We start from the raw sequence: 10,311 nt of genomic DNA, 5'->3' as shown, positions 1-10,311 counted from the left end.
GGCCGCCGTGCAGGCCGCCGGCCTGCAGGCCGACACCGGCGCCTGAGGACGGGCAACTCGCCGCCAAGTGCTGCCGCAACGTCTACGACAGCGCCTCGCGCACCACCTCGGGATGCTTGCGCGCAATGCGGATCAGGGCCTGCGCCGCACCCGACGGTGAGCGACGCCCCTGTTCCCACTCTTGCAGCGTGCGCTTGGAGATGCTCAGTGCAGAAGCAAACTCCGACTGGGACAAGCCGGTGCTCTGACGTCGCGGCAGCATTGGTGAAAGACCTCTGCCGCAAGCGCTGCTGCTCGATGCCTACCTGGGCCCCACCAGCCACCCCACCCACCGCGGCCGCCAGGCCAGCAGCAGGGCCAGGCTGATCGCGGCGACGGCCAGGGACATGACCCACACCAGCGCGGCCATCGACGGGTGGTCGGCAGCCAGGCACAGGGCCAGCGAGGCGGCCAGGGCCAGTGCGCCCAGCGTGCGCAGCAGGCGGGCGGTGGCGGGCGCAGGGGCCTGGGTGGGGCGCACCTGCTGCCAGTGCACCTCCATCGCCAGCGCCAGCCAGCCCAGGCCGATGAAGCTGCACAGCAGCGCGCCGGCCAGCAGTGCGGACTCAGGCATGGCCGGCCTCCGGCATCGGGGTGGCGCCGGTGCTCACCGGCACCGACTCGGCACCGGCCGGGGCCGCCGCCCGCGCGCGCCGGCGCAGGTGGCGCGCGGCGCCGGCCGCCACCGCGGCGGTGGCCAGCAGCACCAGGTCCACGCCGGCCACCGGCCAGTAGCCTTCGGCCAGCGTCTTGATCAGGTGGTCGCCGGTGGTCACGGCATTGAGCACCACGGCGGCCACGGCCAGCACGGCGATAGCCACGCATTGCTCGGCCCAGGCGGGGGCGATGCGGGCCTGGCGCACCGGCGCCGTGCGCCACCAGGCATGGCAGAAGGCCAGCACCCAGGCGGCCCAGAAGAGGCCTTCTTCCCAGTCGCCGCGGGCGGGCAGCGCCTCGGGCAGCAGGCGGTTGGCCACCAGCACGCCAGCGGTGGCCGCCACCATGCCGGTGACGGTGGTCACGGCCAGTGCGTCCACCACGCGGCTGCCGGCCTGGCCCTTGGCGGCATGCTGCTTCTTGCGCTTTTCCACGAAGAAGACGAAGCCGGTGGCAATGCACACACAACCCGCCAGCCCGCCCGCGAAGTACAGCACCCGCAGCAGCCAGTGGCGGAAGTGCTGCAGGTGCAGGCCGGTGATGAAGTTGTTGATGCCGTCCACCATCGAGGGCGGTTCGTCCTCGCGGATCACCTCGCCGGTGGGGCCCTTGAAGTGGATGCCTTCGCCGGTCAGCGTCACACGGTCGGTGCCGGCGCGGTACACGCTGACGGTGGCGTTGGCATCGCCCACGTGGTGCACGGTGAGCATGCCCACCTCGCCGGCCATGCCGCGGGCGGCCCAGCGGCGCTGAGCCTCGGCCACCATCGCATCCACCGAAGCCAGCGAAGCCGGAATGCCGGCGGCCTCGTCGGGCAGGCCGGTGCGGGCGGCCTCGGCCTTGGCATGGGCGTCGTGCAGCGGCTGCAGCAGCGTGCTGCCGATCGGGAAGTACATCGCCGCGAAGATGATCAGCCCCGACAGCGCGAACATGAAGTGAAAGGGCAGGGCCACCACGCCGGTGAGGTTGTGCAGGTCGAGCGCACTGCGCTGCGTGTGCTTGCGCGGCCGGAAAGTGAACAGCTCGCGCAAGAGGCGCCGGTGCATCACCACGCCGCTGACCAGCGCGGCCAGCATCACCAGCGCCGCCAGGCCGACGATCCACATGCCCAGGTCTTTCCAGTGCAGGTGCAGGCTGTAGTGCATCGGGTAGAAGAACTGGCTGCCCAGCTTCAGCCGGTCGTCAGGCAGGGCCTGGCCGGTGCGCGGGTCGACGGTGCCCACCACGTACACATGGTCGTCATGCGGGTTCTTCGGGTTCGGCACCTCGAAGCCCGACCACACCGTGAGCACCGGGTCGCGATGCGTGGTGTAGGCGCCCCATTCATGCAGCGGCAGCGTGGCCGGCAGCGCGCCGGTGCTGCGGCTGCGGGCTTCTTCCATCGTCAGCGCCGTGGGCTGCAGGCGGCGGAAGGCCGGCTCCAGCAGCCGGTCGAAGGACGGCATCGGCTGCGGCTCGAAGCGGGTGGCCGGGATGGCCCAGCGGTCGATCTCGCGGTCGTACACCGACAGCGAGCCGAAGAAGAACACGGCCATCAGCACGAAGCCCAGCACCAGGCCGAACCAGGTGTGCATCCAGGCCATCGATTGGCGGAAGGTGGAGAACATGGCGGCGGCTCCGTGAGATCAGGCCAGGGGCTGGGCCAGCCACCAGGCGGCCGCCATGCTGCATGCTGCGCCGCCCAGCAGCACGGCCCACAGGCCCAGCAGCCGCCGGGCCGCGAAGGCCCAGCAGAACAGGCCCAGGAACAGCAGAAAGGCGAGCAGGAAGACGAGCTTCTCCGCTTCTTCAAAGCCCATGCCGCCGCGCACCAGCAGCACGATGCCCAGCGCGCAGGCGCCGTAGGTGAAGGCATAGCTGCCGCCCAGGGCGGCCAGCAGGCGTGAAGCGATGTGGAGCGGCCCGGGCGGGCGTGCGTGTGCCATCTGGTGGGGCTGCTGGAAAGCGATGGCACAGCAGCGGAGTGAGAACGATTCGCAACTATAAGCTGCCCGTGGCTCCCTCGCTACCATGGCCTTACACCACCCCACGACACACCGTGAACTACCTGATCTTTGACCTGAGCGACAGCACCGACGGCATCCACACGCTGGAGGCCATGGCCTCCACCCGGGCCGACCAGCGGGCCGCCGTGCAGGCCGAGGTGGAGCAGGTGCTGGACTGGGCCTGGCAGGCGTTTGCCCACAGCCACGGCCCGGTGGACGAAGGCGGCGACTGGGACCACGACCTGCAGCAGCAGGACGAGGGCGGCTGGCACACGGTGACGCTGACGCTCAGCGCGTCACAGGCCTTTCTCGAAGCCTTCCAGGCGCGCTTCGGCGTGCCGGGCGAAGAGGACTGAAAAACCCAAGGCGGCCGCTCAGGCCGCCTGAAGCGCTTGCGCCATCTGCTGCAGGTCGATCAGCGGCAGCATGCGTTCGGTCTCGGCTTCGCCCACCAGCACCATGGAGCGGCGCGGCTGGCCCGGCTGCCAGCGGGCGCGTTCGATGGCGGCCAGCGCCGGCACCGCAAAGCCCACCGGCGCGCCGCCCACTTCCACCACCAGCACGCTGGCGGCGGGCGTCACCTCGGGCGGCGGGCCGCCCAGCAGCCGGCTCAGGCACATCACCGGGATGGCGCGGCCGCGGTGCAGCGTCACGCCCAGCATCGGGCCGCTGCCGGCAAAGCGCGCCAGGTCGGGCGTGTAGCACAGGATCTCGCGCACCTGGTCCAGCGGTGTGGCGGTTTCGCTGCCCAGCACGAAGGTGACCAGCAGCCGGCCGCGGGTGTCGGCCGCGTGGGCCGAGGCCGGGCCGGCCACCTGGCGCGCGGCCGGCGGTCGGCCGGCCGAGGCGATGCGCAGCAGCTCGTCGTGCGCGCACAGCGCCTCGATGGACAGCAGCATCACCGGCGTGCCGGGCAGCTCGCCCGGCGCCTGCATCACGCCATGGAACAGCGTGTGCTGCGGCATGGCCAGCGCCGGCAGCGGCACCACACCGCCCGGCGCGCGGTCGACCATGTCCACCACCTCGTCCACCATCAAGGCCAGCGGGCCGGTGGGCAGCTGCACCACCACCGCCTGCGGCGGCGTGCGCCGGGCGCCGGCGGCCAGGCCGACCACGGCCAGCAGGTCCACCGCCGGCACCGGCCCCAGGGTGCTGGCCGCCACGCCGCGGCACACGCCCTGCGCCAGTGCGGTGTGGGTGTCCAGCTGCGGGTCGGCCAGGGTGGATTGCACCGCCACCGCGTCGATGGCCATCAGCACCTTGTCGCAACGCAGCAGCAGCGTGGGCACCGGGCGGCCGGTGGTGCCGATGCCGGCCGGGGCGCCGGTGGCGGCATGCTCGGGCACCATCGGCGCGCCGCACAGCGCGCCCAGCGCCTGCGGCAGCAGCACGCTGCAGCGCTGGCCATCGTCGGCGGTGATGCAGTGGCTGAAAATCAGCGGCGCATCGCAGGCCGGCAGCATCTGCGAGCCTTCTTCGGGCCGGGCGGAGAACACGCTGTCCACCCCATCGGCCAGCAGCCCCAGCAGGCCGCGGTGGCCGCAGGGCTGCTCATGCGCCATCACCACCACGCAGGCCCCTTGCCCGGCGGGGGCGGTGGCCTGGCCCAGCATGCTGCGCAAGTCGATCACCGGCACCGTGCGGCCACGCAGGTCGATGCCGCCCAGCAGCCCCGGCACCTGGCAGGGCAGGGCGGTGAGCGGCGCCAGCGGCAGCACTTCGCGCAGCGCCGTCATCGGCAGCGCCAGCCGCAGCGCCCCGAGCGAGAAGCTGCCGTAACGCCCGGGCGCTGCCACCGGGGCCTGCACCGCTTCGGTCATGACGCCTGCGCCGGGCCCGACAGGGCCTGGATGATGCGGGTGACTTCCTGCGCCGTGTGACGCTGCTGCTCGGCCGCGCCGGCGATGGCCTGCACGCTGGTGCCGGTGCGTTGCACGCTGCTCAGAATGCCTTCGAAGCTCTGCGCCGCATGGGCGCTGACGCCCGCGCCGCGTTCGACTTCCACCGCCGATTGCGCGATCAGCGCCGCGATCTCGCGCGCGGCGTGCGAGCTGCGCTCGGCCAGCTTGCGCACCTCGCCGGCCACCACCGAGAAGCCCACGCCATGCTCGCCGGCGCGCGCCGCCTCGATGGCCGCATTGAAGGCCAGCAGGTTGGTCTGGCCGGCGATGTCGCCGATGGTGCGCACGATCTCCGACACCCGGTTGGAGCCCGACTGGATGGCCGCGATCGCCGCCTGCGCCTGCTGCAGCGCCTCGGCGCCGGTCCTGGCGGCGCCCGAAGACTGCTGCGCCAGCTCGGCCGCCACGCCCGAGTGGCTGGCGATCTGGCCGATGGTGTCCAGCAGCTGCAGCACGCGCTGGCGCATCTCTTCGCTCTGGGCGGCGATGCGGTGCTCCAGCATCACTTCGTTGGTGACGTCGAAGGCGTACTTCACCACCTTGGTGATCTGGCCGTTGAGGTCGCGGATGGGGCTGTAGGTGGCCTGGATCCACACGTCGCGGTCGAACTTGCCGACGCGGTGGAAGCGGTTGCTGATGAATTCGCCCTCGCCCAGCCGCAACCAGAAGTCGCGGTAGTCGGTCGAGCGCACATAGTCGGGCGGGCAGAAGATGCTGTGGTGCTGGCCCTGGATCTCGCGCAGCGTGTAGCCCATGGCCGCCAGGAAATTGCGGTTGGCATGCAGCACGTTGCCGCCGAGGTCGAACTCCACCACCGCCTGGCCCAGGTCGATGGCCTGCACCTTGGCCTCGAACTCGGCCGCGCGCAGCTTGGTGGCCGTCACGTCGTTGGCGAACTTCACCACCTTCACCGGCCGGCCCAGCGGGTCGAAGATCGGGTTGTAGGTGGCGCGGATCCACACCTCGCGGCCGCCCTTGCCCACGCGCTTGTATTCGCCGGCCTCGAACTCGCCGCGGCCCAGCCGCTCCCAGAAGGCCTCGTAGGCGGCGCAGGCCGCATCGGCCGGCGGCACGAACATGCGGTGGTGGCGGCCGCGGATCTCGTCCAGCGTGTAGCCCGTCAGGCTGGTGAAGTTCTCGTTGGCATGCAGCACATGGCCGTGCAGGTCGAATTCGATCACCGCCTGCGCCCGGTCGATGGCGCTGAGCTTGCCTGCCGCATCCAGCCGCGCAAGCTTGGCCGCGGTGATGTCCTGCGCGATCAGCAGCACCTTGGCCAGCTGGCCGTCCAGGCCCATCACCGGCGTCATCGCGGCGCTGAACCACACCTCGCGGTCGCCGGCGCCGCGGCGGCGGATCTCGTCGGCCACGGTGCGGCCTTCGCGCAGCAGCCGCCAGCGCTCGATGTAGCCGGGGTCGCGCCGGGTCTCGTCGAACAGGATCAGGCTTTCGCTCTGGCCGACCAGGCTGGCCTGGTCGTAGCCCAGCGACTTGAGCATCAGGTCGTTGGCCAGCAGGATGCGGCCGCTGGCGTCGAACTCCATCAGGCCGCTGCTGGCCGACACGGCCGCCAGGCGCGCCTGGGTTTCCAGCGCGGCCATGCGCGCGGCCGAGATGTCGGTGCAGTACTTCACCACCTTGGTGGGGTGGCCGTCGAGGTCGAGGATGGGGTTGTAGCTGGCCTGCAGCCACACCCGCTTGCCGTGCTTGCCCACGCGCAGGTACTGGCCGCTGTCGAACTCGCCATTGCCCAGCTTCTGCCAGAAGGCGCGGTAGGCGCCGCCCTGCGATTCTTCGGGCTCCACGAACAGGCGGTGGTGCTGGCCCACCACTTCATCGCGGCTGTAGCCGGTCAGCGCCAGGAAGTTGTCGTTGACCGCCAGCACCTGGCCGGCCAGGTCGAACTCGATCACCCCCTGCGAGCGTGAGATGGCCGCCACCCGGCCGTCGTCTTCCATCGCCTTGAGCTTGGCGGCGGTGATGTCGGTGGCCAGCATCACCACGTGGGCAGCGCAGCCCTGGTCGTTGGGCACCGGCAGGTAGCTGGCCTGCAGCCACAGGATGCGGCCGTTGCGGTGCAGGCGCATGAATTCGCCCTGCTGCGGCCGGCCGGCGGCCAGCGCCTGCCAGAACTCGTCGCTGCCGGCTTCGTTTGGCAGTTCTGCCGGGCACAGCAGGCGATGGTGCTGTCCGATCAGTTCGTCGGGCCCGTAACCCGTCAGCGCCAGAAAGCGCTCGTTGGCTTCCATGATGCGGCCCTGCAGGTCGAACTGCACCAGGGCCTGATGGCGCATCAGCGTGTGCAGCAGCCCGGCTGCGCGCTGTGCCAGGGGGTCTTGGGCCTGCTGCAGGGCCTGGTTTTCAGCGGAGGTGTGGACCGACATCGTGGGGACTCAAAGCTGGTGAACTGACATGCCGGCGCTGGGTGCCCAGATGGCGCCAAGGCGCAGGTGTGAGTGAAATCGGCCCACCGCGGCGAAACTTGAGTCATAGATGATCGACGTAGCGTGAACTGCGTGGATACATCAGCAGCCGCGGGTTTGGCCTTCGCCACAATGGGCCATGACCCGCATGACCTCTTTGCCCGGGCCGCTGGCCCTTGGCCTGGCCGGCGCGCTGCTGCTGGCCGGCTGCGCCACGCCGCCGCCTTCCACCCCCTCCGCCGCGGCTGCTGACACCACCACCCCGGCTTCAGGCGCCCGGCCGCCGGTGGCGCCGGCCCCTTCGCAGGCGGCCGCCGACCTGGCCCAACAACGTGAGGGCTTTGCCCGCTGGGTGGCGGGCTTCCGCACCAGCGCGCTGGCGGCCGGCATCAGCGAAGCCACGCTGCGCGCGGCGCTGGACACCGCCGAGTTCCAGCCGCGCGTGGTGCAGCTGGATGGCGCACAGCCCGAGTTCACCCGCCCCGTGTGGGACTACCTGGACAACACGGTGACGCCCCAGCGCGTGGCCCTGGGCCGCGAGAAGCTGGCCCAGCTGCGGGCCGAGGCCGATGCCGCCGCCGCCCGCTACGGCGTGCCGCCGGCCATCGTCACGGCCATCTGGGGCATGGAAAGCAACTACGGCAGCAACTACGGCAGCACGCCCACGGTGGACGCATTGGCCACGCTGGGCTTCGAGGGCCGGCGCGAAGCCTGGGCCCGCGGCCAGCTATTGGCGGCGCTCAAGATCATCCAGGCCGGCGACATCGACCATGCGCACATGGTGGGCAGCTGGGCCGGCGCCATGGGGCAGACGCAGTTCCTGCCGTCCAACTTCCTGGCCTATGCGGTGGATGCGGATGGCGACGGCCGCCGCGACATCTGGGGCAGCATGGCCGACGTGATGGCCAGCACCGCCAACTTCCTGGCGCAGTCGGGCTGGCGCGCCGGCCAGCCCTGGGGTGTGGAAGTGGTGCTGCCGCCGGGCTTCGACCTGGCCCGCGCCGACGGCCAGCAGCGGCAGGCTGCCAGCGCCTGGGCCGCCGAAGGCGTGCGCGGCATGGCCGACGCACCGCTGCCCGAGCTGCCGGATGCCGCGCTGCTGCTGCCGGCCGGCGCACGCGGCCCGGCCTTTCTGGTGGGGCCCAACTTCCGCGCCATCCTGCGCTACAACAACGCCACCAGCTATGCACTGGCGGTGGGCCTGCTGGCGCAGCAGATCGACGGCGGGCCGGGCGTGCAGGCCGCCTGGCCGCGCGACCTGCAGCCTTTGTCTCGCACGCAGCTGCGGGCGCTGCAGACGGCGTTGTCGGCCAGGGGCTTCGATGCCGGCGCGGCCGATGGCGTGATGGGCCCCGCCACCCGCGAGGCGCTGCGCCGCTGGCAGCGCAGCGTGGGCCTGCCGGCCGATGGTTACCCCGACGCGGCGCAGCTGCAGCGGCTGCAGCAGCCTTAGCCGCTGCCGGCACGGCCGGGCGCTGTGCGCCCGCCAGGCGGGATAACCCCGTCTGCGGCCCGCGCCGCCCCGGCCTATGCTGCGCCGCGCCGGCCGGCCGGCGGCGCAGGTGGGCAGCAGATCGGGGGCCGCAGATGCAGATCATCGCGACGGAAACAAGGGCGCCACGCGCCGCGGCGCAACAGGTGGCCGCGATGCCCGAAGCCATGGCTGGCGTGGTGGCGTCCATCGGCGACGCCGGCTTTTCGCAGCAGGCGCTGGCGCAGCTCAACCGCTGGATGCCCTTGTGCTGGTGGTCCATCTACCGGCTGTTCCACGATGCGCCGCCCACCATCCATGCCAATGGCAGCTTTGGCGTGGACGACGGCACCGCGCATTGCTGGCAGGTGTACCGCCAGCAGCTGTATCGGCAGGACCAGACCTTCCAGGCCGCGCGCGAACGCCTGGGCGGCGGCCAGGCGCCGCTGCTGGTGCACTGGGACGCGCGCGAGATCCCGGCCGAGCACCGCGCCCAGATCTACGACCGCCATGGCCTGCGTGAGCGCTTGTCCATCGTCTCGGCCGACGGTGGTGATGCGCTGCTGGCCATCAACCTGTACCGGCACCGCAGCCAGGCGGCGTTTGCCGACGACGAGATCGATGCCGTGGCCGCCACCGCGCGCCTGCTGCTGGCCTGCGTGCAGCGCCACCTGGCCACCGCCCGGCCCGACGTGATGCAGGCCCTGACCCCGCGCGAGCGCGAGGTGTGCGAACGCATGCTCAAGGGCTGGACCTACGACGGCATTGCCGCCGACCTGGGCCTGTCGGCCGCCACCGTCAAGACCTACCGCGACCGCGCCTTCGACCGGCTGGGCATCCACCACCGCAACGAGCTGTTCGCGCTGGTGGCGGGCGGGCTGGCCGCGTAGGCCGCGTCCCCGCCGGGGCGGACAGACGGCAGCGCCGCGGCGCTGATAGGCTGCTCTTTTTGGCACTGGGCACAAGGAGCGGGGCATGCGGTTGCAAGGCAGGGTGTACGTGGTCACGGGCGCGGGGCAGGGCATCGGCCTGGCCACCGCGCAGCGGCTGGCGGCCGAAGGCGCGGCGGTGGCGCTGTGCGACCTGTCGGCCGACGCGGTGCAGGCCGCCGCAGCCGAGCTGCGCCAGGGCGGCGCGCAGGCCGAGGCCCATGTGCTGAACGTGGCCGAGCGGACGGCGGTGGAGGCGATGGTGGCCGCGGTGCTGGCACGCTTCGGCCGCGTCGACGGCCTGGTGAACAACGCCGGCATCACCCGCGACGCGCGGCTGGTGAACATGAGCGAAGCGCAATGGGACGCGGTGATCGACGTCAACCTGAAGAGCGTGTTCCATTGCACCCAGGCGCTGCTGCCGGCGCTGCTGGCGCCGCGGGAGGGCGCGCAGGGCCGGGCCATCGTCAACACCGCTAGCATCACCGGCGTGTACGGCAACTTCGGCCAGGGCAACTATGCGGCGGCCAAGGCCGGTGTCATCGGCCTGACCAAGACCTGGGCGCGTGAGCTGGGGCCCAAGGGCATCCGCGTCAACGCGCTGGTGCCGGGCTCGGTGGCCACGCCGATGCTGATGGCCATTCCGCAGGCGGCGCTGGCCAACATCGAGCAGGCCTGCTGGTTGCGCCGCGTGGGCCAGCCGTCGGAGGTGGCGTCGGTGACCGCCTTTTTGCTGAGCGATGACGCGAGCTACGTGAACGGCACCAGCATCGAGGTGAGTGGCGGAGTTTCCATCTGACGTGTCCCCACCGGGGATGACAGCCGCGCCGGCCGCGGCGCACCACACTGCTTGCAGCACAACACGGAGACAAGCGCATGCAAGCGAACAAGCGACAACTGCTGGCC

The 10,311-nt window shown here is 71.6% G+C and carries 10 protein-coding genes; 4 read left to right on the top strand and 6 right to left on the bottom strand.

Annotation, left to right across the window (positions count from 1 at the left end):
• Positions 1–82: 82 nt before the first annotated feature.
• The 4 genes from ABNT58_RS21545 to ABNT58_RS21530 are packed head-to-tail and all read right to left on the bottom strand — an operon-like array spanning position 83 to position 2,621.
• Positions 83–262, bottom strand: coding sequence for a helix-turn-helix domain-containing protein (locus ABNT58_RS21545; RefSeq protein ID WP_348755460.1), 180 nt, complete (start codon positions 260–262; stop codon positions 83–85).
• 39 nt (positions 263–301) lie between these two features.
• On the bottom strand, positions 302–613 hold the full coding sequence (locus tag ABNT58_RS21540; RefSeq protein WP_348755459.1) for a DUF3325 family protein: 312 nt from the start codon (positions 611–613) through the stop codon (positions 302–304).
• The gene (locus tag ABNT58_RS21535) at positions 606–2,303 is read right to left on the bottom strand and encodes a PepSY-associated TM helix domain-containing protein (protein ID WP_348755458.1); all 1,698 of its coding nucleotides are present in this window, start codon (positions 2,301–2,303) and stop codon (positions 606–608) included. The genes ABNT58_RS21540 and ABNT58_RS21535 overlap by 8 nt, the downstream gene beginning before the upstream one ends.
• Positions 2,304–2,321: 18 nt before the next feature.
• The gene (locus ABNT58_RS21530) at positions 2,322–2,621 is read right to left on the bottom strand and encodes an iron uptake protein (protein WP_348755457.1); all 300 of its coding nucleotides are present in this window, start codon (positions 2,619–2,621) and stop codon (positions 2,322–2,324) included.
• Between the two features lie 113 nt (positions 2,622–2,734).
• On the opposite strand from ABNT58_RS21530, the gene ABNT58_RS21525 reads away from it, so the two are divergent.
• Positions 2,735–3,037 carry a hypothetical protein gene (locus ABNT58_RS21525; RefSeq protein ID WP_348755456.1) on the top strand — a complete coding sequence of 101 codons (303 nt, stop codon included), beginning with the start codon at positions 2,735–2,737 and terminating at the stop codon, positions 3,035–3,037.
• 18 nt (positions 3,038–3,055) lie between these two features.
• Here the strand turns inward: ABNT58_RS21525 and ABNT58_RS21520 are convergent, their stop codons facing one another.
• Positions 3,056–4,501 carry a chemotaxis protein CheW gene (locus ABNT58_RS21520; RefSeq protein WP_348755455.1) on the bottom strand — a complete coding sequence of 482 codons (1,446 nt, stop codon included), beginning with the start codon at positions 4,499–4,501 and terminating at the stop codon, positions 3,056–3,058.
• Entirely contained in the window at positions 4,498–6,966 is a 2,469-nt protein-coding gene (locus tag ABNT58_RS21515; RefSeq protein ID WP_348755454.1) for a PAS domain-containing methyl-accepting chemotaxis protein, read from the bottom strand. The genes ABNT58_RS21520 and ABNT58_RS21515 overlap by 4 nt, the downstream gene beginning before the upstream one ends.
• Before the next feature lie 187 nt (positions 6,967–7,153).
• On the opposite strand from ABNT58_RS21515, the gene ABNT58_RS21510 reads away from it, so the two are divergent.
• From ABNT58_RS21510 to fabG, 3 genes are all read left to right on the top strand, one after another.
• Positions 7,154–8,458, top strand: a complete 1,305-nt coding sequence (locus ABNT58_RS21510; protein ID WP_348755453.1) for a lytic murein transglycosylase — start codon at positions 7,154–7,156, stop codon at positions 8,456–8,458.
• A gap of 194 nt (positions 8,459–8,652) precedes the next feature.
• Entirely contained in the window at positions 8,653–9,366 is a 714-nt protein-coding gene (locus tag ABNT58_RS21505) for a helix-turn-helix transcriptional regulator (RefSeq protein ID WP_348755452.1), read from the top strand.
• An 85-nt stretch (positions 9,367–9,451) separates the two neighbouring features.
• Positions 9,452–10,204, top strand: a complete 753-nt coding sequence (gene fabG / locus ABNT58_RS21500) for a 3-oxoacyl-ACP reductase FabG (RefSeq protein WP_348755451.1) — start codon at positions 9,452–9,454, stop codon at positions 10,202–10,204.
• The last annotated feature ends 107 nt before the right edge of the window (positions 10,205–10,311 follow it).

This window comes from uncultured Aquincola sp. (assembly GCF_964001545.1).
GTDB lineage: Bacteria > Pseudomonadota > Gammaproteobacteria > Burkholderiales > Burkholderiaceae_C > Aquincola.
The sequence above is the reverse complement of the archived record's forward strand: the minus strand, read 5'-3'. Positions and strand labels throughout refer to the sequence as shown.

Bases quoted from the DNA above. Each gene is read 5' to 3' on its own strand.
- ABNT58_RS21545 (WP_348755460.1), bottom strand. From the start codon at position 262: ATGCTGCCGCGACGTCAGAGCACCGGCTTGTCCCAGTCGGAGTTTGCT.
- ABNT58_RS21530 (WP_348755457.1), bottom strand. From the start codon at position 2,621: ATGGCACACGCACGCCCGCCCGGGCCGCTCCACATCGCTTCACGCCTG.
- ABNT58_RS21520 (WP_348755455.1), bottom strand. From the start codon at position 4,501: ATGACCGAAGCGGTGCAGGCCCCGGTGGCAGCGCCCGGGCGTTACGGC.
- ABNT58_RS21540 (WP_348755459.1), bottom strand. From the start codon at position 613: ATGCCTGAGTCCGCACTGCTGGCCGGCGCGCTGCTGTGCAGCTTCATC.
- ABNT58_RS21505 (WP_348755452.1), top strand. From the start codon at position 8,653: ATGCCCGAAGCCATGGCTGGCGTGGTGGCGTCCATCGGCGACGCCGGC.
- ABNT58_RS21535 (WP_348755458.1), bottom strand. From the start codon at position 2,303: ATGTTCTCCACCTTCCGCCAATCGATGGCCTGGATGCACACCTGGTTC.
- fabG (WP_348755451.1), top strand. From the start codon at position 9,452: ATGCGGTTGCAAGGCAGGGTGTACGTGGTCACGGGCGCGGGGCAGGGC.
- ABNT58_RS21515 (WP_348755454.1), bottom strand. From the start codon at position 6,966: ATGTCGGTCCACACCTCCGCTGAAAACCAGGCCCTGCAGCAGGCCCAA.
- ABNT58_RS21510 (WP_348755453.1), top strand. From the start codon at position 7,154: ATGACCTCTTTGCCCGGGCCGCTGGCCCTTGGCCTGGCCGGCGCGCTG.